Annotated in this window: 18 protein-coding genes; 4 read left to right on the top strand and 14 right to left on the bottom strand. The window is 73.1% G+C overall.

Translation table 11 applies throughout. The annotated features are described in order from the left end of the window. Window positions 1-169: 169 nt before the first annotated feature. The 10 genes from lexA to trpE all read right to left on the bottom strand — a co-directional run bounded on the left by lexA (window position 170) and on the right by trpE (window position 9,653). Entirely contained in the window at window positions 170-898 is a 729-nt protein-coding gene (gene lexA, locus DOO78_RS05470; protein ID WP_111468691.1) for a transcriptional repressor LexA, read from the bottom strand. A 124-nt stretch (window positions 899-1,022) separates the two neighbouring features. Further along, complete coding sequence (locus DOO78_RS05465; RefSeq protein ID WP_111468690.1) at window positions 1,023-2,228, bottom strand: molybdopterin molybdotransferase MoeA; 1,206 nt, start codon at window positions 2,226-2,228, stop codon at window positions 1,023-1,025. Between the two features lie 65 nt (window positions 2,229-2,293). Next, complete coding sequence (gene moaC / locus DOO78_RS05460) at window positions 2,294-2,767, bottom strand: cyclic pyranopterin monophosphate synthase MoaC (RefSeq protein ID WP_111468689.1); 474 nt, start codon at window positions 2,765-2,767, stop codon at window positions 2,294-2,296. 28 nt (window positions 2,768-2,795) lie between these two features. Further along, window positions 2,796-3,626, bottom strand: a complete 831-nt coding sequence (trpC, locus tag DOO78_RS05455) for an indole-3-glycerol phosphate synthase TrpC (protein ID WP_111468688.1) — start codon at window positions 3,624-3,626, stop codon at window positions 2,796-2,798. A 37-nt stretch (window positions 3,627-3,663) separates the two neighbouring features. After that, entirely contained in the window at window positions 3,664-4,674 is a 1,011-nt protein-coding gene (gene trpD, locus DOO78_RS05450; RefSeq protein WP_111468687.1) for an anthranilate phosphoribosyltransferase, read from the bottom strand. Beyond that, window positions 4,671-5,264 (bottom strand): anthranilate synthase component II, encoded by a 594-nt coding sequence (locus DOO78_RS05445; RefSeq protein WP_111468686.1) that lies wholly within the window; start codon window positions 5,262-5,264, stop codon window positions 4,671-4,673. Before DOO78_RS05445 ends, trpD begins: the two co-directional genes overlap by 4 nt. Before the next feature lie 75 nt (window positions 5,265-5,339). Beyond that, on the bottom strand, window positions 5,340-5,483 hold the full coding sequence (locus tag DOO78_RS27370; RefSeq protein ID WP_165838731.1) for a hypothetical protein: 144 nt from the start codon (window positions 5,481-5,483) through the stop codon (window positions 5,340-5,342). Between the two features lie 353 nt (window positions 5,484-5,836). Next, window positions 5,837-6,703: an amidohydrolase family protein gene (locus tag DOO78_RS05440; RefSeq protein ID WP_111468685.1), complete on the bottom strand. Its 867-nt coding sequence runs from the start codon at window positions 6,701-6,703 to the stop codon at window positions 5,837-5,839. A gap of 2 nt (window positions 6,704-6,705) precedes the next feature. Then, complete coding sequence (locus DOO78_RS05435) at window positions 6,706-7,965, bottom strand: MFS transporter (RefSeq protein ID WP_111468684.1); 1,260 nt, start codon at window positions 7,963-7,965, stop codon at window positions 6,706-6,708. 173 nt (window positions 7,966-8,138) lie between these two features. Continuing rightward, window positions 8,139-9,653, bottom strand: coding sequence for an anthranilate synthase component I (gene trpE, locus DOO78_RS05430; RefSeq protein WP_111468683.1), 1,515 nt, complete (start codon window positions 9,651-9,653; stop codon window positions 8,139-8,141). A gap of 290 nt (window positions 9,654-9,943) precedes the next feature. Between trpE and DOO78_RS05425 the strand changes: the two genes are divergently transcribed. Then, a complete protein-coding gene (locus DOO78_RS05425; protein ID WP_111468682.1) occupies window positions 9,944-11,152 on the top strand; it encodes an ABC transporter substrate-binding protein in 1,209 nt (402 codons plus the stop codon). 137 nt (window positions 11,153-11,289) lie between these two features. Here the strand turns inward: DOO78_RS05425 and DOO78_RS05420 are convergent, their stop codons facing one another. Further along, window positions 11,290-13,185, bottom strand: a complete 1,896-nt coding sequence (locus DOO78_RS05420) for a peptidylprolyl isomerase (RefSeq protein WP_165838730.1) — start codon at window positions 13,183-13,185, stop codon at window positions 11,290-11,292. 114 nt (window positions 13,186-13,299) lie between these two features. On the opposite strand from DOO78_RS05420, the gene tpiA reads away from it, so the two are divergent. Continuing rightward, window positions 13,300-14,040, top strand: a complete 741-nt coding sequence (gene tpiA / locus DOO78_RS05415; protein ID WP_207802797.1) for a triose-phosphate isomerase — start codon at window positions 13,300-13,302, stop codon at window positions 14,038-14,040. 9 nt (window positions 14,041-14,049) lie between these two features. On the opposite strand, the gene DOO78_RS05410 is transcribed toward tpiA, so the two are convergent. From DOO78_RS05410 to DOO78_RS05400, 3 genes are all read right to left on the bottom strand, one after another. Then, the gene (locus DOO78_RS05410) at window positions 14,050-15,813 is read right to left on the bottom strand and encodes an ATP-binding protein (RefSeq protein ID WP_207802793.1); all 1,764 of its coding nucleotides are present in this window, start codon (window positions 15,811-15,813) and stop codon (window positions 14,050-14,052) included. 238 nt (window positions 15,814-16,051) lie between these two features. Further along, window positions 16,052-17,332: an MFS transporter gene (locus tag DOO78_RS05405; protein WP_111468679.1), complete on the bottom strand. Its 1,281-nt coding sequence runs from the start codon at window positions 17,330-17,332 to the stop codon at window positions 16,052-16,054. Window positions 17,333-17,347: 15 nt separating this feature from the next. Then, a complete protein-coding gene (locus tag DOO78_RS05400) occupies window positions 17,348-17,794 on the bottom strand; it encodes a MarR family winged helix-turn-helix transcriptional regulator (protein ID WP_111468678.1) in 447 nt (148 codons plus the stop codon). A 126-nt stretch (window positions 17,795-17,920) separates the two neighbouring features. Here DOO78_RS05400 and DOO78_RS05395 point away from each other — a divergent pair, with 126 nt between their 5' ends. After that, window positions 17,921-19,192: an acetoin utilization protein AcuC gene (locus tag DOO78_RS05395; RefSeq protein ID WP_243634383.1), complete on the top strand. Its 1,272-nt coding sequence runs from the start codon at window positions 17,921-17,923 to the stop codon at window positions 19,190-19,192. Beyond that, window positions 19,189-20,580 (top strand): GntP family permease, encoded by a 1,392-nt coding sequence (locus DOO78_RS05390; protein ID WP_111468677.1) that lies wholly within the window; start codon window positions 19,189-19,191, stop codon window positions 20,578-20,580. Before DOO78_RS05395 ends, DOO78_RS05390 begins: the two co-directional genes overlap by 4 nt. The last annotated feature ends 202 nt before the right edge of the window (window positions 20,581-20,782 follow it).

Below are 20,782 nucleotides of genomic sequence, written 5' to 3'. Positions count from 1 at the left end.
CAAACAAAGGCAGTCAGCACACCACCGCCAACCGGCAAAATCGTCCCCAGACCAGAAATCCCCCGTCGCGTGCGACTTCTTCAGCAGCCTGTTAGAGCAGATCCCGATCAGGTGGATTCACCTGATCGGGCGATGCCGCAGCGCCAACGGCCATGGGCCGACGAAGCCCTCAGTAGCGGCGCAGCAGGCCGATCAGCCGGCCCTGCACGCGCACCCGGTCCGGGCCGAAGATGCGCGTCTCGTAGCGCGGATTCGCCGCCTCCAGCGCGATCGAGTTGCCGCGGCGGCGGAGCCGCTTCAGCGTCACCTCGTTCTCATCCACCAGCGCGACCACGATGGCGCCGTTCTCGGCCGTCTCGCCGCGGCGGATGATCACCGTGTCGCCGTCGAGGATGCCGGCCTCGATCATCGAATCGCCGGCCACCTCGAGGGCATAGTGCTCGCCCGCGCCGAGGAGCGCCGCCGGCACCTCGATGCTGGTCCCCGATTCGCGCATCGCCTCGATCGGCAGGCCGGCGGCGATGCGGCCATAGAGCGGCAACTGCACCGCCGCGGTCTCGTTCGCCGCCTTCGGCACGCCGCTCAGCCCGGGGGCGAAATTGCCGCGGATGACATTGGGGGCGAACCCCGCCTCCCGCGCCGGGGCGGGGGCCGACGCCTCGGCCGCACGGCGCGGCGCGACATTCTCGGGCAGGCGGATGACCTCGAGGGCTCGGGCCCGATGCGCCCGCCGGCGCAGGAAGCCGCGCTCCTCGAGCGCGGTGATCAGCCGGTGAATGCCGGATTTGGACTTGAGCTTCAGCGCCTCCTTCATCTCCTCGAAGGAAGGAGAGAAGCCGGTCTGGCGCAGATGCTTGTCGATGAAAATCAGCAGCTCGTGCTGCTTGCGCGTGAGCACCGCGTCGCCTCCGTGCCCGGTCGGTGCAACCCTCCCGCGATGCGGGAACAAAGGGGCAACCGGGTCTCGACGTTCTAGATAGGTTCTCCGCGTCGGGTCAAACGGTTTTCCACAGGCAGGACGTTCAAATGCCGAGATCGCCCAAGGGGATGACCTCGATCGTCTCGCCGGCGGCAAGGGCCGGGGCATGCGGCGCCCGCAGGATCAGCGCCTCGGCCCGGGCTAGGACCTTCAGCATGGAGCTGTCCTGCAGGGGGAAGGGGGTGGCGACCGGCAGGCCGGGCGCGGCGGCATCGAGGCTGGCGCGCAGATGGTCGAAGCGGCGGTCGTTCTCCGGCAGCGCCGCGCCGGCCCGGGCCTGCAGGGTGCGGGGCGGCCCGCCCGGCAGGCCGGAGAGGCGGGCGATCGCCGGCACCAGGAACTGCACGGAGCAGACCAGGGCGGAGACGGGATTGCCCGGCAGGCCGAGCACCGGCGTCGCGCCCAGCCGCCCCCAGATGAGCGGCTTGCCCGGCCGCATCGCGATCTTCCAGAAGTCGAGCGCGAAGCCCTGCGGGCCAAGCGCCGACTGCACCAGGTCGTGATCGCCGACGCTCGCCCCGCCGGTGGTGACGAGGAGGTCGCAGGCGCGGGCGGCGCGCGCCGCCTCGGCGATGGCCTGGGAATCGTCCGGCGCGATCGGCAGCACCAGGGGATCGCCCCCGGCGGCGCGGACCAGCGAGGCCAGAGCGTGGGCATTGCTGCTGACAATGCCGCCCGCCGGGATCGGGTCCCCCGGCAGGGCGATCTCGTCACCGGTGGCCAGAATGCCGATGCGCGGGGCCCGGTGCACCGCGAGCCAGGCATGGTTCGCCGCCGCGGCAAGGCCGATATCCCGCGCGGTGAGCCGCTTGCCGGCCGGCAGCAGGGCCTCGCCCTCGGTGAAATCGAGGCCCTGGCGCCGGATCCAGCGGCCCGGCCGCACCGTCTCCGTGACCCGCACGCGGCCTTCGGCAGCCTCGGCATCCTCCTGCAGCAGGATGGCATCGGCCCCGGGCGGGACGAGGGCGCCGGTGAAGATGCGCACCGCCTCGCCCGGGCCGACGGCGCCCGCGAAGGGATGGCCGGCCGGGGCGCTGCCGGTCACCGCCAGGAGGGCGCCGGCGGTGGCCTCGGCGGCGCGGACCGCATAGCCGTCCATGGCCGAGACATCGGCGGGCGGCTGGGTCAGCCGCGCGACGATTGGGCGGGCCAGGACCCGGCCCCAGCCGCAGGCAAGCGGTATCGTCTCGGCCGGGGTGGGCTCGAGCGCCGAGAGGATGCGGCTGCGGGCTTCCTCGACCGAGATCATCGACCCCTCCCCGAACCTGTTGGTCCTGCGGCAAATCCCAGGCGGCGGGACATCACGTCCGATGGTCACTCCGCCTCATAGAGGCCTGATTTGCCACCCGACTTGTGCACCAGGCGCACGGCCTCGATGCGCATGCCGCGATCGATCGCCTTGCACATGTCGTAGACCGTGAGCGCCGCCACCGTGACCGCGGTCAAGGCCTCCATCTCCACCCCGGTGCGGCCCGTCAGCTTCACCAGGGCCTCGATCTCGACCCGGTCGGGCGGCAGCGGCGAGAGGTCCACCGTCACCTTTGAGAGCATCAGAGGGTGGCAGAGCGGGATCAGGTCGCTGGTCCGCTTCGCCGCCATGATGCCGGCGAGGCGGGCGATGCCGAGCACGTCGCCCTTGCCGATCTGCCCCTGCTCGATGCGCGCCAGGGTGGCCGGGGCCATCACCACCGCGCCGCGGGCGACCGCGACCCGCGCGGTCTCGGCCTTGGCCGAGACATCGACCATGGCGGCACGGCCCTGCTCGTCGAAATGCGTGAGGTCGCTCAAGGGGTTGCGCCCTCCACCTCAGACGCGGTCAGAGCGCATGGACGAGCGCATGCGCCGCCGCGCTGACATCGGGCTGGCGCATCAGATGCTCGCCGACGAGGATGCAACGGGCCCCGGCGGCGGCCATGCGGCGGACATCCTCGGGCGTGCGGATGCCGCTCTCGGCCACGGGGATGCGATCCGCCGGGATCAGCGGCACCAGTTCGTCTGAAGTCGCAAGATCGGTCTTCAAGGTCCTGAGATTGCGGTTGTTCACGCCGATCAGCCGCGTCTCCATCCCCAGCGCCCGGTCGAGTTCGGCGCGGTCGTGCACCTCGACCAGCACCGCCATGTCGAGGCTGCGGGCGAGATCCTCCAGCTCATGCGCCTGCGGATCGGAGAGGGCAGCCATGATCAGCAGTATGCAGTCGGCGCCCATCGCCCGCGCCTCGTGGACCTGCCAGGGATGCACCATGAAATCCTTGCGCAGCACCGGCAGCGGGCAGGCGGCGCGGGCCTGCACCAGGTGCTCGGGGGAACCCTGGAAATAGGGCTCGTCGGTCAGCACCGAGAGGCAGGTGGCGCCGCCCTCGCAATAGGCCTCGGCCAGCGCCACCGGCTCGAAGGGGTCGCGTATCAGCCCGCCCGAGGGCGACGCCCGCTTGATCTCGGCGATCAGCCCGACCCGGCCATCGGCCACGGCGCCGCAGAGGGCGGAGACGAAGTCGCGGGGCTTCGGCGCATTGCGCGCCTGCCGCTCCATCTCGGCGAGCGGCGTCGCCGCGGCGCGCTCCCGCACCTCCTCGTACTTGTCGGCGAGGATCCGGGCGAGGGTGTCCGGCAGGTCGCGGACAGGCAGGGTCAGGTGCGGGGCATTCATGGCGTGCCGAGGGGCATGCCGGGGGGGTGGGGGACGGTCATGCGAGGGTGGCCTCCTTGAGCCGGGCGAGGACGCCCGATGCGGCACCGCTGTCGATGGCCCGGGCCGCCTGAGCCACGCCCTGGCGGAGATCGCCGGCCCGGCCGGCGACGAGGAGCGCCGCCGCGGCATTCAGCAGCACGATGTCACGATAGGCGCCGGGCGCGCCCTGCAGCAACGCCAGCAGGGCGGCGGCGTTCTCCGCCGGCTCGCCGCCGCGGATCGCCTCCGGCGGGGCGCGTTCCAGCCCGGCATCCTCCGGGGCGATGGTGAAGGCCCGCAGCGCCCCGTCCTCCAGCGCCACCACCTGGGTCTCGCCGCAGAGGGCGATCTCGTCGAGGCCCTGGCCATGCACCACCCAGGCGCGTTCGGTGCCGAGCCGGGCGAGCGTCTCGGCCATCGGCCGGAGCCACTGCGCCGAGAAGGCGCCGGTGAGCTGGCGGCGGACCCGGGCCGGGTTGGCCAGCGGGCCGAGGATGTTGAAGATGGTCCGGGTGCCGAGCTCCACCCGCGGCCCGGCCGCGTGGCGCATCGAGGCATGGTGCCGCGGCGCCCAGAGGAAGACCATGCCGGCCTCGGCCAGCACCGTCTCCAGCCGCTCCAGCGGCACGTCGAGGTTGATGCCGAGGGCGGCCAGCGCATCGGCGGCGCCGGAGCGCGAGGAGAGCGCCCGGTTGCCATGCTTGGCGACCGGGACGCCGCAGGCGGCCGTCACCAGCGCCGTCGCGGTCGAGATGTTGAGGCTGCCCGAGCCGTCGCCGCCGGTGCCGACGATGTCGATCGCCTCGGGCGGCGCCTCGATCGCCGTCATCCGGGCCCGCATCGCCCGAACCGCGCCGGTGATCTCCGGCACCGTCTCGCCGCGCACCCGCATGGCCATCAGCAGGGCCGCGATCTGCGCCGGCGTCGCCTCGCCGGCCATGATGATGCCGAAGGCGGCCTCGGCCTCGCTCTCGGCCAGCCGCTCGCCGGCGGCAAGGCGGGCCAGCACCGGCTTCAGCGTGTTCATGCCGGCGTCAGCGCCTTCGCCCTGGCCAGCGAGACGAAGTTGCGCAGCAGGTCATGGCCGTGCTGGCTGGCGATGCTCTCGGGGTGGAATTGCACGCCCCAGATCGGCAGCGTGCGGTGCGCGAGGCCCATGATCAGCCCGTCCTCGGTCCAGGCCGTGACCTCCAGCTCCGCCGGCAGGTCCTCGCGCCGCACGACGAGGGAATGGTAGCGGGTGGCGCGGAACGGGTCCGGCAGCCCGGCGAAGAGGTCGGTGTTGCGGTGGTGCACGTCCCAGACCTTGCCATGCACCGGCTCCGGCGCCCGGACGACGCTGCCGCCGAAGGCCTGGCCGATCGCCTGGTGGCCGAGGCAGACGCCCATCAGCGGCACCCCGGCCGAGGCCGCCGCGCCGATCAGCGGCAGGCAGATGCCGGCCTCGTTCGGGGTGCAGGGGCCGGGCGAGAGGAGGATCGCCTCCGGCCGCAGGGCCAGCGCCTCCTGGCTGGTGAGGGCGTCGTTACGCCGCACCTCGATCTCCACCCCGAGATCGCCGAGGACATGGTAGAGGTTGAAGGTGAAGCTGTCGTAATTGTCGATCAGCAGGATCATGGCGCGGCACTCTCGGGCCGGTGCGCGGACCGGTCAAGCAAGGGGGCGGCGGACGGGCGGCCGCCGGGCAGGCGCTCAGCCACGGGGCGGCGGCTCGGCTGGGGCGGCCTCGCGCGGCTCGGCCGGGGCGGGCGTGCCCGGCTGCGGCGCGGTGCGCACCAGCGGCGGAGCCGAGGGGCCGCTGATGACGTCGAAATCGAAATCGCTACGCTGCTGCATGCTGGCCTCCTGGTGGGGACCGCCACGGGCCGGCTGCATTCGCTTGAAAAGGTCCAGAGACGCGAAAGCCGCCAGCAGGTGGCGGCTTCGGGTGTGTCTCTGCGCTGCGCGAGATCCTAGGCCGCCGGTGTGTACCAGCGGTACCAAAATCGCAGTGCGGGGCGCGTCTCTCTGGACATGGCGGCAAGACTAGCTCCGCCGCGCCCCCGACGCAACGCCCCTGCGCCGCCGATCCCGCCTGTTCGGCCGCCCGTTGCCCTGGCGCGGCTTGGCCGCGACAGGCTGTGACGCTGGCTTGGCATCGAGCGAATGAAGGGCCCCCCCCGCGACGCCGCGCCGCGGTGTCGTGGGGATCAGGAGAATCCGTAGAACCGCGCCGGGTTGTCGACCAGGATCGCCTGGCGCTGCGCCTCGCCCGGCGCCCAGCGGCCGAGGGCGTCGAGCAGCACCCCGTCATCCGGCACCGCCTCCGGGCTGGCCAGCGAGGGGTGCGGCCAGTCGGTGCCCCAGACGCAGCGCTCCGGCGCCGCGGCGATCATCGCCCGCGCCATGGCATCGACATCCGCATAGGGGGCGCCCGCCGAGGAGCGGTAGCCGCAGAGCTTGGCCCAGGCGCCGCCCTCCAGCAGCCGGATCATCGCCTTGAAGCCGGGATCGGCGGTGCCCCCCGCGCTCGCCTGCAACCCGCCCATATGGTCGATGACGAGCGGGCAGGGCAGCCGGGCGAGCAGGGCCTCCAACGCCACCAGCTCGGCGCTGTGGGCATAGAGCTGCAGGTGCCAGCCGAGGGTCGCCAGCCGCTCCGCCAGCGCCTTGAGCTGCTCGAGCGGCGTGCCGTTGCCGGAGACCGCGTTGAAGCGCACGCCGCAGGCGCCGCGCTCCCCCATGGCCCGCAGCGCGGCGAGGTCGAAGCTCTCATCGACCACCACCACGGCGCGGGCGCGGTCGCGGCCGAGCGCCTCGACGGCGGCGAGGCTGACCTCGTTCTCGGTGCCGTAGACGCTCGGCTGCACCACCACCGTGCGTTCGAGGCCGATGGTCGAGAGCATCTCCCGGTACATGGCGAGGCTCGCCTCGGGCGGCGTGTAGCCGCGCCCCGGCGAGAGCGGGTAGCGGTCATAAGGCCCGAAGATGTGCATGTGGCAATCGGTCGCGCCGGGCGGCGCGCGCCAGCCGGGCTTGCTCGTGACGGGGCGCGGGCCGGGGCAGGGGCGGGTCATGGCTATTCTCCGGCCATCGCGATGCTGCGGACATCGCGCCCCCGCGTCTCGGGCAGCATCAGGAGCGCGATGATCATCAGCCCGTAGGCGCCGGCGGCGAAGACCGCGATGGCCGGGCCGAGGCCGAGGCGCTGCGACAGGAAGCCGACCAGCGCCGGGAAGAGGGCGCCGAAGGCGCGCCCGACATTGTAGCAGAAGCCCTGGCCGCTGCCGCGCACCTCGGTCGGGTAGAGCTCGGTGAGGAAGGGTCCCATCGCCGAGAACATCATGTAGAGGATGAAGCCGAGCGGCGCGGCGAGCAGCAGCATCACCGTGTCCGAGATCGGCATCGTCACATAGAGCACGACCGAGATGGCCGAGCCGATGGCCGAGATGAGGAAGGTCGCCTTGCGGCCGATGGCATCCGCCAGCACCGCGCCGACGATGAAGCCGAACCAGGCGCCGACGATGTGCACCAGCAGGTAGCTGCCGGTGTTCAGCACCGAGAGGTGCCGCTCGGTCCGGAGGAAGGTCGGCAGCCAGACCGAGAGGGCGTAGGAGCCGCCCTGGGCGCCGGTGACCATCAAGGCCACCTTCCAGGTGGTCGAGAGATAGGGCGGCTTCAGCACGACCAGGAGCTGGCTGAGCGGCGAGCGGCCGGATTCGATGAGGCGCGCCTGCTGCGCCTTGAAGACATCCGGCTCGTCGACATGCTTGCGCACCCAGAAGACCAGCGCCGCCGGCGCCAGGCCGATCCAGAACATGGTCCGCCAGGCGGTCTCCTCCGGCAGGAGGGCGAAGATGACGGTATAGAGCAGCGCCGCGGCGCCCCAGCCGATCGCCCAGCCGGACTGCACGAAGCCGACGGCGCGGCCCCGGAAGCGGTCCCGGATCACCTCGCCCATCAGCACCGCGCCGGCCGACCACTCGGCGCCGAAGCCGAGGCCCTGCAGGGCGCGGAAGATGAAGAGGTGGTTGAAGTCCTGCGCGAAGCCGCAGAGGAAGGTGAAGAAGGCGTACCAGAGGATGGTGATCTGCAGCACCCGGACACGGCCGTAGCGGTCCGACAGCGCGCCGGCGAGCCAGCCGCCGAGCGCCGAGACCAGCAGCGTCACCGTGCCGAGCATGCCGGCATCGGCGCGGCTGATGCCCCAGAGGGTGAGCAGCGTCGGGATGACGAAGCTGAAGATCTGCACGTCGAGCGCATCCAGCGACCAGCCGCCGAGGCAGCCGATCATGGTCTTGCGCTCCTTCTCGTTGAGCTCGCGTAGCCAGCCGAACATGGCCGGGGGATCCTCCTGCCGCACGCACGGACTTGCCTGCGGGGCAGGGCGGTCGCGCGTCTTTCCTGGACGGGGCGACTCTCGGGCCGCCATGCGGCGGCAGTAGGCGGCCGTTGCGGCGCGGTGTCAAACCCGCGCGGCGCGGGCCGTTGCGCCCGCGCCGCGCGACAGGCCTATTTCCGCCCGGCGGCGAAGCGCACCGCTTCCTCGGCGGCGCGGAACAGGGCGCGCGCCTTCTGCCGCGTCTCCTCGTATTCCGCGACCGGGTCGCTGTCGGCCACCACGCCGGCGCCGGCCTGGACATGCATGACGCCGTCCTTCACCACCGCCATGCGCAGGCCGATGCAGGTGTCCATGCCGCCATCGGCGCCGAAATAGCCGAAGCCGCCGGCATAGACGCCGCGCCGGGAGGGCTCTAGCTCCTCGATGAGCTCCATCGCCCGCACCTTGGGCGCGCCGGTCAGCGTGCCGGCGGGAAAGCCGCCGGCCAGGGCGTCGACGGCGGTGAGGCCGCGCCGCAGCCGCCCCTCGACCTCGGAGCCGATATGCATCACCTGGCTGTAGCGCTCGATCTGGAATTGGTAGGGCACCCGGACGCTGCCGATCTCGGCGACGCGGCCGACATCGTTGCGGCCGAGGTCGAGCAGCATCAGGTGCTCGGCCCGCTCCTTCGGATCGGCGAGCAGCTCCGCCTCCAGCGCCTTGTCCTCCTCCGGCGTCGCGCCGCGGCGGCGCGTGCCGGCGAGGGGGCGGATGGTCACCGCCCCGTCGCGCAACCGCACCAGGATCTCCGGGCTGGCGCCGACCGCGGCGAAGCCGCCGAAGTCGAAATGGAACAGGAAGGGTGCCGGGTTGATCCGCCGCAACGCCCGGTAGAGCGCGAAGGGCGGCAGGGCGAAGGGGAGGGAGAAGCGTTGGCTGGGGACGATCTGGAAGCAGTCGCCGGCGCGGATGTATTCCTTCGCCCGCTCCACCGCGGCGACGAAACCCTCCCGGGTGAAATTGCTCGACGGCTCCGGCAGGGCCGGCAGGCTGACCGGCGCGGCGGGGCGCGGCAGGGGGCGGTCGAGCGCCGCCTCCGCCTCGTCCAGCCTCGCCTGGGCGGCCTCCCAGGCGGTGCGCGGATCGAGTGCCGATGCGCCCTCCCCCTGGGGCCAGACGGTGGTGAAGAGGCTGAGCGCGTCGCGGACATGGTCGAAGACCGCGACCAGGGTCGGCCGCAGCAGCACCGCATCGGGGATGCCGATGACATCCGGGTTCTTCGCCGGCAGCCGCTCGACCAGCCGCACCATGTCGTAGCCGAGATAGCCGAAGAGGCCGGTGGCGATGGGCGGCAGGCCGGGCGGCAGGGGCATCTGGGTGGCGGCGATCACCGCCCGCAGGCTGTCGAGCGCCGGCTCGGCGGCGGGCTCGAAGGCATGCGGCGCGGCCAGGGCGTGGCGGTTCACCTCGGCCCGGCCGTCGCGGCAGCGCCAGATCAGGTCCGGCTCCAGGCCGATGGCGGAGTAGCGGCCGCGGGCGGCGCCGCCCTCGATGCTCTCGAGCAGGAAGCTGTTGGGCCGGCCATGCGCGAGCTTGAGGAAGGTGCCGACCGGCGTGTCGAGATCCGCGACCCGCTCCCGCCACAGCACCTGGCCATGCCCCGCGGCAAGACCGGCGCTGAAGCGGGCGAAATCGGGGAGCGACATCGGTTGGATTCCTGATCCCTGGTCTGCGCCGCCCCGGCCCGAAGCGGGCCGGGCTGCCGGCGCGTCGGGGGTTCTAGAGCAGATCGCCGGAGGACGGTACGCCCGCAGGCGCGAATCGGCCCGCGGGGCCGCGGGCAGGGTGGGGCGGGGGTGGTTCCTGCGGCGGGGGCATGGCCCGGCGGAGGCGGTGGCGGGCCGGCGGGGCTTCGGCCTAGGCTGCCCGCAGGCGGCCGGCGCGCCGGCCCGCCCAAGACAACGGCAAACCGCCACAGGAAAAGGGAGATCCGTCCATGACCACCCGTCGCACGCTCCTCGGGGGCGCGGCCACGGCCGTGCTCGCCGCCCCGCGCCTCGCCGCCGCGCAGGCCTCGCCCGGCGTCACCGCCACCGAGATCCGCATCGGCAACACCATGTCCTATAGCGGCCCGGTCTCGAGCCTCGGCATCCAGGGCAAGACCATGGAGGCCTATTTCCGCAAGCTGAACGACGATGGCGGCATCGCCGGCCGGAAGATCCGCTTCTTCACCTATGACGACGCCTACAGCCCGCCGAAGACGGTCGAGCAGGTGCGGCGGCTGGTCGAGCAGGACCAGGTGGCCTGCCTGTTCAGCAACCTCGGCACGCCGACCAACAGCGCCATCCTGCGCTACACCAACCAGCGCAAGGTGCCGAACCTGTTTCCCTCGACCGGCGCCGACAAGTGGAGCAACTACAAGGAGTTCCCCTGGACCATCGGCTTCCCGCCCTCCTACCGGATCGAGGCGCAGCTCTACGCCAAGCACATCCTCGCCACGCATCCCGGCGGGCGGATCGCCATCCTGCACCAGAACGACGATTTCGGCCGCGACTACGTCCATGGCGTGCGCGACGTGCTGGGGGCGCGGTTCGAGGAAGCGACGAAGGTGCTGAGCTACGAGAGCACCGACCCGACCATCGACCAGCAGATCCTGACCCTGCAGCAGAGCGGGGCGCAGGGCCTGGTCCTGGCGGTCACCGCGAAATTCGCCTCCATGGCCATTCGCAAGCTGCACGAGATCGGCTGGAAGCCGACCACCTGCGTGCATTACGGCGCCAACTCCGTCGGCGTGGTGATCCAGCCGGCCGGGATGGAGAAGGCGGTCGGCCTGACCACCGCGGCCTATATGAAGGATCCGACCGATCCGGCCTGGGCGAAGGATGCCGGCATGCTGGAATGGCGCGCCTTCATGGCCCGCTACCTGCCGGATGCCGACCTCACCGATGCCAACTCGGTCTATGGCTACAGCGCGGCGCGGGCGATGGAGCAGGTGCTGCGGCAATGCGGCGAGGACGCCTCGCGCGAGAACATTATGCGCCAGGCGGCAAGCCTCAAGGATGTCGAGGTGCCGACGCTGCTGCCGGGCATCCGGCTGAACTCCAGCCCAACCAACTACCGGCCGATCCGGCAGATGCAGCTGCAGCGCTTCAACGGCCGCAGCTACGACCGCTTCGGCGAGCTGCTGGAGGGCAGCGTGAGCTAGGGCGCCTCCCGTGGACACCGGTTCACGGGAAGCAACCTAGACTATTGTTTTCAGAGCATCTTCACCCGATCAGGTGAGTCCATCTGATCGGGATCCGCTCTGGCAGCCCCCCCAAGGCCTGACGCCAGGCCCTGGCGTCAGGGTTGCGCCAGGGAATCCAGCATCCGCGGGTTGACGCGGACATCGGAACGGGCGCGCAGGGCGCCGAGCAGGGCGACGTCGATGTCCTGCGCCAGCGCCTGGTTGAGCTGGCCCTTCAGCCGCTCGAGTCCCTCCTGGTCCGCCGCCGGATCGCCCGGCGCGATCGCCTGCACCTGCGCGACCGCGAAGCCGTCGCGGGTCTGCACCATCGTCGCCTCGTGCAGCTTCAACTCGAAGAGCGGCGCGAGCAGCTCCCGCGGCACCGCCGCCTCCTGCTGCGGGTCGCGCCGCACGGCGCCGATCTCGCGCGAGCCGAGCCCGGCGGCGGCGGCCGCCTCGGCGAGGCTCTTGCCCTCCTTCGTCGCCTGCAGCAGCGCGGCGGCGCGCTCCTCCTCGGCATGCCGGCGGGCATCGAGCGTCCAGGCCGCGCGCACCGCCGCCTCGACCGCATCGAAGGGCCGCAGCGCCGGCGGGACGATCTTCCGCACCTCGATCGCGACGAACCCCGCCTCGGTCTCCTGCAGCCGCGGCGCGGCGCCGCGCTCGGCCTGGAAGATCGCCTTCAGCAGGGGCGCGCGGGAGGCCTCGATCACCGGCAGCGCCACCGGCTTGCCGTCCGGACCGAGGCCATTGGCATCGGTCTCCACCGTGGCGAGGCCGAGGCCGAACTGCTTCGCCACCTCGGGCAGCGTGGCGCCGCCGGCCAGCGCATCCTCCACCTTGTTGGCGCGCTCGAAGGCGATATCGGCGGCCTTCTCCTGCGCCAGGTCGCGCCGCAGCTGCTCGCGCACCTCCGCGAGCGGCCGGCTCTGCCCGGCCTCGATCGCCTCCACCCGGAAGACGTGCCAGCCGAAGGGGCTCTGCACCGGCGCCGTCACCCCGCTCTCCGGAGCGGCGAAGGCCGCCTCGGCGAGCTCGGGCACCGGCAGGCCGGCCCGGTCGACCTCGCCGAGCTCGAGCGCCTCGCCGCCGGCGGCCTTCGCCTGGGCGGCGATCGCATCGAAGGGCGCCCCGCCCGTCCAGGCGGCGGCGATCTCCTGCGCCTTGGCCGCGTCGGGCACCAGCACCTGCGTCAGCCGCCGCCGCTCCGGCGTCTCGAACTGGCCGCGGCGCGCCTCGTAGGCGGCGGCGACATCCTCGTCGCTGACCGTCACCTCCTGCGAGAGCAGCGCGGCGGTCAGCACGGCGACGGTGGCCTCGCGGTATTCGGGAGAGGAGAACTGGTCCGGGTTGTTCTCGTGGAAGCGCTGCAGCTGCGCCTCGGTCGGGGCCGGCGGCTCCGGCGCGGCGGCGATGGGCAGGCTCACCAGCGTGACGTCGCGCTGCTCGTCCAGCCAGCGGAGCAGGCGGTCGGTCAGCAGCGTCGGGGCGGCGGCGCCGGAGCGGACCGCCATGGCGATCTGCTGCCGCGCCAGGTCGGCGCGCAGCAGGTCGAGGAAGCGCGCCTCGCTCAGGTCGTTGTTGCGCAGGAAGCTCTGGAACAGCGCCTGCGAGAACTGCCCGTCCGCGCCATGGAAGCCGGGGATGGCGAAGACATAGTCGCGCACCGCGGCATCCGGCACCGCCAGCTTCAGCCGCTCCGTCTCGACCCGCAGCACCCGGTCGAGCACGATCTGGTCCACCGCCTGCTCGGCGAGGGCGCGGCGGATGCGCGGATCGTTCTCGAACTGGCCACCCATCTGCCGCGAGAGGCGCTGCATCTCCCGCCGCATCGCCGCCTGCCCCTCCTCGAAGGTGACCGGCTGGCCGGCGACGCGGGCGAGGGAGGTATCGGGCGCGAAGAGGTTGCGCGCCATGTCGCCGATGCCCCAGATCGCGAAGGAGAGGATCAGCAGGACGAACAGGACCTTGGCGAACCAGGTGCCGGCCAGGCGGCGGAGGGCGGTGAGCATCGGGTTCCGTGCGCGCGTTGGGCGGCTGCCATAGCCGAGGAGGCGCCCGGTTGCCAAACCGGGGCCTGCCCGATAGGGGTCGCGGATGCAATGGAGGACGCCATGACCCCCGGAGTGCGCCCGCTGATCGCCGGCAATTGGAAGATGCATGGCTCCCTCGCCGAGGCCGCTGCCCTGGCCGCGGCGGTGCAGGCCGGGGCGGCGGGGGCGCCGGCCGCCGAGTTGCTGGTCTGCCCGCCCTTTCCCTATCTGCACCTCGTCGCCGGCAAGGCCGGGCCGGACCTCGCCGTCGGGGCGCAGGATTGCCATGCCGCGCCCAAGGGCGCCCATACCGGCGACGTCGCCGCGCCGATGCTGAAGGATGTCGGCGCCCGCTACGTCATCCTCGGCCATTCCGAGCGCCGCGCCGACCATGGCGAGAGCGACGCCATGGTGCTGGCCAAGGCCGAGGCGGCGCTGGCCGCCGGCCTGACGCCGATCGTCTGCGTCGGCGAGAGCGAGGCGCAGCGCCTGGCCGGCGAGGCGGAGACGGTGGTGACCGGCCAGCTCGCCGGCAGCCTGCCGGAGGGCTTCGCCGCGGCCGGCGGCGTCGTCGCCTATGAGCCCGTCTGGGCGATCGGCACCGGCAGGACGCCGACCGAGCCCGACATCGCGGCCATCCATGCGGCGATCCGCGCCCATCTCGCCGGCCGCTTCGGCAAGGCCGGGGAGGGGCTGCGCATCCTGTATGGCGGCTCGGTCAAGCCGGGGAATGCCAGGGCGATCCTTGCCCTGCCGCATGTGGACGGGGCGCTGGTCGGCGGGGCCAGCCTCGTCGCCGCGGATTTCCTGGCGATCGCCGCCGCCCTCGGCTGACCCCTCGCCTCAGCCCGGCATGGGGTCCGGCCGGTCGCCGCCCAGGCGCTCCGCGACGGCGGCGGCGAGCCTCTCTTGCGCGAAGGGCTTGCCGAGCCGGGCCAGGCCGGGGGGCATCCCGCCCTCCAGCTCGGCATAGCCGGTCGCCAGCAGGACCGGCAGGCCCGGCCGCTGCCGCCGCGCCGCCTCGATGAGCTGCAGCCCGGTCATGCCGGGCATCGCCTGGTCGGTGATCAGCAGGTCGACCGGGATGCCGGCGGCGAGCTGCGCCAGCGCCGCCTCGCCGGACCCTGCCTCGGTCACGGCATGGCCGAGATCCTCGAGCATCGCTGCCGTGCTCCGCAGCACCAGCGGGTCGTCGTCGACCAGCAGCACATGGCCGCTCCGGCCGGCCGGGCCGGGTGGCGGCTCGTCCGGGAGCGGCGGGGCCGACGCCTCCGCTCGCGGCAGCCAGAGCTCGGCGACCGTGCCCTCGCCCCTGGCGCTGCGCAGCAGGAAGCGGCCGCCGGACTGCGCCGCGAGGCCATGCACCATCGACAGGCCGAGGCCGGTGCCCTTGCCGAGCCCCTTGGTGGTGAAGAAGGGCTCGATCGCCCGGGCCAGCGTCGCCTCGTCCATCCCCTCGCCGGCATCGGCGACGCGCAGCGCCACGTAGTTGCCCGGCGGCAGGCCGCCGGCCTCGCCCGGCGGCACCGTCTGCTCCGCCGCCGAGACCTGGATCTCGCCGCCCTCCGGCATGGCGTCCCGGGCATTGGCGACCAGGTTCAGCAGGGCGAGCTCGAGCTGGTTGGCGTCGACCAGGACCGGCGGCAGCGCCGGCGGGAAGTCGCTGCGCAGCCGGGCGCCGCCGCCGAGGGCGCTCTGCAGCAGCGGCGTCATGTCCCGCACCAGCTGCGGCAGCGACACCGCGGTGGGCTCGAGGGTCTGGCGCCGCCCGAAGGCGAGCAGGCGCTGCGTCAGGGCGGCGCCGCGCTGCGCGCCCTGCCAGGCATTGTCGAGCAGCCGCGCCATGCGCTCGTCACCGGGCGGCAGGTGCTTGCGCAGCAGCGCCAGGCTGCCGAGCACGGCGGTCAGCAGGTTGTTGAAGTCATGCGCGATGCCGCCGGTGAGCTGGCCGACCGCCTCCATCTTCTGAGCCTGGCGCAGGCTGGCCTCGGCGCCGTGGTGCCGGGCGACGGCCTCGCGCAGCTTCAGGGTCATCGCGTCGAGCGTCCGCGCCTGCCGCGCCAGGTCGAGGCGCAGCCGGACATGCGCCGCGAAATCCTGGCTCGAGCGCCAGACGCTGAAGGCGAGGGCGCCGAGGAAGACGAGGATCATCGCGGCGGCGATGCCGCCCTCGGCGGTGCCCTCGGCGGCGTAGCGGCCGATGAGCGGCAGGCCGGCGCCGAGGAGGAAGGCCAGGGTCGCCGGCAGATGCGCGTGGTACAGCCCGGAGGCGCCGGCGCACATGCCGCCGATGAGGAAGGTCCAGACGAGGCGGTTCGCCGCCGCCGTCGGCGGCCAGAGCCAGACCGCGCCGCAGCCCCAGGCCAGCCCCGCCGCGCCGACGGCGAGCGTGCCGAGCAGGTCCCAGCGCGCCACCTGCCGGCCGGCGGGGGCGGCGCGCCGCCAGGCGCGCGCCAGGAGCAGGCGCGCCGCCGCCACCGCCAGCACGAGGAGCATCCAGGCCGGCGCCCGCGGCTCGCCCGCGTGCAGCAGCAGCGCCGTCATCAGCAGGGCATTCACCGCCGTGACCGCCACGGCGATCGGCGTCTGGCGGAACAGCAGCGCCATGCGCTCCGCCCGCACCTCCGGCTGGCCGGGGTGCGGCCTCCCGCCGCGAGGCCGCGCCGGACTCATCGGCGGCAGGGCCGCCGGCCGGGCCGGGGCAACCCGGGGCGCCCGCGGAAAGCGTGTGATCGCATCCGGGACACCCTCCCGCAGCCAGGCGCAGAGTACACATCCCGCCCGGCCGGGGCATCATTCCCTGCAACGGCCTGCGTCTCGTCCCGGCCGGGCCGGCGCCCGCCGCTCAGGGGGGCGCGGCGGCCGGGGCCGGGCGGCGCGCCCCGAGCGCCAGCAGGGCGGCGAGCAGGCAGGCCAGGCCGGCGAGGTAGAAGGCCGGCAGGTAGCTCGCCAGCGAATCCCGGGCGAGGCCGGCCCCGAAGGCGGCCAGGGCGGCGCCGAGCTGGTGCGCGGTGAAGACCCAGCCGAAGACCAGCGGCGCCCGGTCGCGCCCGAAGGCCTGGCCCGCGAGCTTCACGGTCGGCGGCACGGTGGCGACCCAGTCGAGTCCGTAGAAGACGGCGAAGAGCGAAAGCCCGAACAGGGTGAAGCTGCTGCTCGGCAGGACGAGCAGCGAGAGGCCGCGCAGCCCGTAATACCAGAACAGCAGCTTGCGGTTGTCGTAGCGGTCGGACAACCAGCCGGAGGCGATGGTGCCGATGAAGTCGAAGGCGCCGATCAGCGCCAGCACCGAGGCGGCCTCGACCTCCGCCATGCCGAAATCGCTGCAGAGCGGGATGAAATGCGTCTGGATCAGGCCGTTGGTCGAGAGGCCGCAGATGGCGAAGGTGGCGAAGAGGATCCAGAAGATGCGGGTGCCGGCGGCCTCGGCGAGGGTGGCGAAAGCGGTCCGCACCGGGTTGCCGGCCGGCGGGGGCGGGGGCGCGGCCGGCCCGCTCTCGCCATAGGCGGGCAGGCCGAGCTGCGCCGGATGGTCGCGGGCGAGCAGCCAGAAGAGCAGGGCGGCGAGGCCGCAGGCGGCGAGCCCGGGCAGGATGGCCATGCGCCAGCCGGCCAACTGCGCCAGCCAGGCGCCGAGCGGCAGGAAGACGAGCTGGCCGGTGGCGTTGGTCGCGGTGAGGATGCCCATGACCAGGCCGCGCCGGGCGGTGAACCAGCGATTGGCCACCGTCGCGGCGAGGACGAGGGCGGTCATCCCGGTGCCGAGGCCGGTGAGCACGCCCCAGCTCAGCCAGAGCTGCCAGGGGGCCTGCATCCCGAGCGAGAGGCCGCAGCCCAGCACCACCAGCCCGAGGGCGAGGGCGACGGTCCGGCGCAGCCCGTAGCGTTGCAGGATCGCCGCCGCGAAGGGCGCCATCAGCCCGAAGAGCAGCAGGCGCAGGGCGAGGGCGCCGGCGATGGTGGCGGTCTCCCAGCCGAACTCCCGCTGCACCGGCAGCAGCAGCGCGCCGAGCACGCCGAGCGCCCCGGCCGAGGCGAGGGAGACCAGGAAGGTGAGCGCCACCATCACCCAGCCGTAGTGGAGGCCGTGGCGGGCCAGGAGTGGCGCGAGGCGGTCGGCGAGCATGGTGGCGAGTCCCCTTCAGCCCGCGGTCGGGCAGCCGAGATCGGTGGCGACGAGGGTGGCGAGGGTGGCGCGCAACGCGGCCGAGGCCTCGGCGCCGAAGCGGGCATCGAAGGCCGCCTGCGCCGCCTGCCAGAGCGGCCGGGCCGTGGCCAGGCGGTCCTGGCCGGCCGCGGTGAGGGTCAGCGCCCGGCGCCGGCGATCCTCCGGGTCGGGGGCGATGGCGAGCAGCCCGTCGCGTTCGAGCGGCCGCAGGTTCCGCCCGAGGGTGGTGCGGTCCATCACCAGATCCGCCGCCAACTCGTTGATGGTGCTCGGGCCGCGGTGCCGCAGCCGGGCGAGGATGGAGAATTGCGGCGTGGTCAGGCCGCTCGGGGCGAGGCGGGCATCGTAGAACTGGGTGACGTGGCGCGCCGCCTTGCGGATGGCGAGGCAGCTGCAGGGATCGGGCGGGCGGGGCGGCATGCCCGGATAATAGGTGCATATACGCCTTTTGCAACCGCCCTGGCGCCACCTGCGCCCGCCGCCGCCTCTCGCCGCGCCCGCTTGCGCCCGCTTGCGCCCTGGCCGGCGCGCCGCATATCGGCAGCGATGCCGCCCGATGCCCGCCTGCGCCCGGTCCTGATCGGCTCCGAGATCTACCGTCGCTCCTCCTATGGCCCGAAGCACCCGCTCGCCATCCCGCGGGTCTCGACGGCGCTCGACCTCATCGAGGCCATGGGCTGGCTGCCGCCGGAGGGCTGGGTGCCGGCGCCGATGGCGAGCCCGGCAGAGCTCGCCCGCTTCCACCACCCCGACTACATCGCCGCCCTGCAGCGCGCCGAGGCGACGCAGCAGGCCGATGCCGCCGACCGCGCCCGCTTCCATATCGGCGCGCATGGCAACCCGGTCTACCGCGAGGTCTTCTCCCGCCCCGCCACCAGCGCCGGCGGCTGCCTGCTGGCGGCGCGGCTGACCGCGGCGGGCGGCATCGTGCACTGCCCGGGCGGCGGCACGCATCATGGCCGGCCGGACCGAGCCAGCGGCTTCTGCTATTTGAACGACCCGGTGCTCGGCCTGCTCGCCTGGCTCGACCAGGGGCTCGACGCCATCCTCTACGTCGATATCGACGCGCATCACGGCGACGGCGTGCAGGACGCCTTCCACGACGACCCGCGCGTCTTCACCCTCAGCGTCCATGAGGGCGGCCGCTGGCCCTTCACCGGGGCGGCGACGGATCGCGCCGGCGGCCATGCGCGCAACCTGCCGGTGCCGCCGGGCTTCAACGACAGCGAGATGCTCTGGCTGCTGCACCAGGCGATCCTGCCGATCGCGCGGCATCTGCGGCCGCAGGCGATCATGCTGCAATGCGGCGCCGATGCGCTGGAGGAGGACCCGCTCTCGCGGCTCGCCCTCTCCAACAACGCGCATTGGGGCGTGGTGCGGGCTCTCGCGGCTCGCCCTCTCCAACAACGCGCATTGGGGCGTGGTGCGGGCCCTGATGGGCGTGGCGCCGCGCCTCGTCGTGCTGGGCGGCGGCGGCTACAACCCCTGGTCCGTCGGACGCTGCTGGGCCGGGATCTGGGCGGTGCTCAACGGCGTCGAGATCCCGGACCGGGTGACGCCGGCGGCCGAGCGCGTGCTGCGGGCGCTGAGCTTCGCCCGGGCGGCCGGGCGCGACCCGCCGGAACATTGGTTCACCACGCTCCGCGATGCGCCGCGTCGGGGCGTGGTGCGGGCGGCGGTGCAGCGCGTGGCGGCGGCGGCGCTGCGCGACCTGCCGGCGCCGCTCGCGGCGGCCTGACCCGCGGGCGGAACCGGCGCGGCGCCCGGCGGTTGCGGCGCATGAGGGGCAGGGCCCCGCCTCCGGGAGAAGGCCCATGAGCCTCGTCATCGCGCTCCTCGCGCTCGGCTTCCTGATGCTGGTCGCCTATCGCGGCTACAGCGTCATCCTCTTCGCGCCCGTGGCTGCGCTCGGTGCCGTGCTGCTCACCGATCCGGCGGCGGTGCTGCCGGTCTATACCGGCCTCTTCATGGAGAAGATGGTCGGCTTCGTCAGGCTCTACTTCCCCGCCTTCATGCTGGGTGCCGTCTTCGGCAAGCTGATCGAGCTCTCCGGCTTCTCCCGGGCCATCGTCTCGGCCGTCATCGGCCTGGTCGGGCGCGGCCGGGCGATCCTCTCCATCGTCCTCGTCTGCAACCTGCTCACCTATGGCGGCGTCTCGCTCTTCGTCGTCGTCTTCGCGGTCTATCCCTTCGCCGCCGAGGCCTTCCGCCAGGCGGACATCCCGAAGCGCCTCATCCCCGGCACCATCGCGCTCGGCGCCTTCAGCTACACGATGGATGCGCTGCCCGGGACGCCGCAGATCCAGAACATCATCCCGAGCACCTTCTTCGAGACCGATGCCTGGGCGGCGCCCATCCTCGGCCTCGCCGGGGCGGCCTTCATCTTCGCGGCCGGCCTCGCCTATCTGTCCTGGCGGGTGCGCCAGGCGGCGGCACGCGGCGAAGGCTACGGCAAGGGCCATACCAACGAGCCGGAACGCGCAGCCGATGCGCGGCTGGTGCATCCCGGCCTCGCCGTCGCGCCGCTGATCGTGGTGTTCCTGGCGAACCTCGCCTTCACCCGCCTCATCCCGGTGCTCTATGGGCCGAGCCATACGACGCACCTCGCCGGGCTGGCGGAGCCGATCACCATCGCCATACCATCGGTGGCGGCGATCTGGGCGGTGGAGCTGGCGCTGCTCTGCGGCATCCTGACGGTGTTCGCCTTCGCCTGGCGCGGCATCGCCGGCCGCTTCGCCGAGGGCAGCCGGGCCGCCGTCGCCGGCGCGCTGCTGGCCAGCATGAACACCGCCTCGGAATATGGCTTCGGTGCGGTGATCGCGGCGCTGCCGGGCTTCCTGGCGATCCGCGAGGCCTTGTCGGCGATCCCCAATCCGCTGGTGAACACCGCGGTCACGGTGACGGCGCTCGCCGGCATCACCGGCTCGGCCAGCGGCGGCATGAGCATCGCGCTCGCGGCCATGGCGGAGCAGTTCAAGGCAGCGGCCAGCGCCGCCAGCATTCCCTTCGAGGTGCTGCACCGCGTCGCGGCCATGGCGAGCGGCGGCATGGACACGTTGCCGCACAACGGCGCGGTGATCACCCTGCTCGCGGTCACCGGTCTGACGCACCGGCAGAGCTATGGCGACATCTTCGTGGTCACGCTGCTGAAGACCACGGCGGTGTTCGCGGTGATCGGGCTCTACTACCTGACCGGCCTCGTCTGATCCGGGCAGCCTCGGCCTGAAGCCGAAGCCCGACCGGGTGGCGATGCCCGGAACACCAGGACGAAGGCACCGGCCGGACAGGCGGTGAGCAGCCCAAGGCGCCGGCGGGCGAGGCTGCCGCCGATGGCGGGGCTGGCCAAGCCGAATCGCCTGAAAACACATAAGATTCGCCGCGGACACGCGCCTCCGGCGTGGCTCGCCT

Origin of the sequence: Roseicella frigidaeris (assembly GCF_003258945.1) — a bacterium.
In the GTDB taxonomy this organism is placed as follows: Bacteria; Pseudomonadota; Alphaproteobacteria; order Acetobacterales; family Acetobacteraceae; genus Paracraurococcus; species Paracraurococcus frigidaeris.
This window is presented reverse-complemented; position numbering and strand designations above follow the sequence as displayed.

Coding starts and splice junctions, on each gene's coding strand:
- DOO78_RS05465 (WP_111468690.1), bottom strand. CDS start 2,228: ATGATCTCGGTCGAGGAAGCCCGCAGCCGCATCCTCTCGGCGCTCGAG.
- DOO78_RS05440 (WP_111468685.1), bottom strand. CDS start 6,703: ATGACCCGCCCCTGCCCCGGCCCGCGCCCCGTCACGAGCAAGCCCGGC.
- DOO78_RS05425 (WP_111468682.1), top strand. CDS start 9,944: ATGACCACCCGTCGCACGCTCCTCGGGGGCGCGGCCACGGCCGTGCTC.
- DOO78_RS05420 (WP_165838730.1), bottom strand. CDS start 13,185: ATGCTCACCGCCCTCCGCCGCCTGGCCGGCACCTGGTTCGCCAAGGTC.
- DOO78_RS05395 (WP_243634383.1), top strand. CDS start 17,921: ATGCCGCCCGATGCCCGCCTGCGCCCGGTCCTGATCGGCTCCGAGATC.
- DOO78_RS05405 (WP_111468679.1), bottom strand. CDS start 17,332: ATGCTCGCCGACCGCCTCGCGCCACTCCTGGCCCGCCACGGCCTCCAC.
- DOO78_RS05445 (WP_111468686.1), bottom strand. CDS start 5,264: ATGATCCTGCTGATCGACAATTACGACAGCTTCACCTTCAACCTCTAC.
- DOO78_RS05410 (WP_207802793.1), bottom strand. CDS start 15,813: ATGGCGCTGCTGTTCCGCCAGACGCCGATCGCCGTGGCGGTCACGGCG.
- DOO78_RS05390 (WP_111468677.1), top strand. CDS start 19,189: ATGAGCCTCGTCATCGCGCTCCTCGCGCTCGGCTTCCTGATGCTGGTC.
- trpE (WP_111468683.1), bottom strand. CDS start 9,653: ATGTCGCTCCCCGATTTCGCCCGCTTCAGCGCCGGTCTTGCCGCGGGG.
- DOO78_RS27370 (WP_165838731.1), bottom strand. CDS start 5,483: ATGCAGCAGCGTAGCGATTTCGATTTCGACGTCATCAGCGGCCCCTCG.
- trpD (WP_111468687.1), bottom strand. CDS start 4,674: ATGAACACGCTGAAGCCGGTGCTGGCCCGCCTTGCCGCCGGCGAGCGG.
- trpC (WP_111468688.1), bottom strand. CDS start 3,626: ATGAATGCCCCGCACCTGACCCTGCCTGTCCGCGACCTGCCGGACACC.
- DOO78_RS05400 (WP_111468678.1), bottom strand. CDS start 17,794: ATGCCGCCCCGCCCGCCCGATCCCTGCAGCTGCCTCGCCATCCGCAAG.
- DOO78_RS05435 (WP_111468684.1), bottom strand. CDS start 7,965: ATGTTCGGCTGGCTACGCGAGCTCAACGAGAAGGAGCGCAAGACCATG.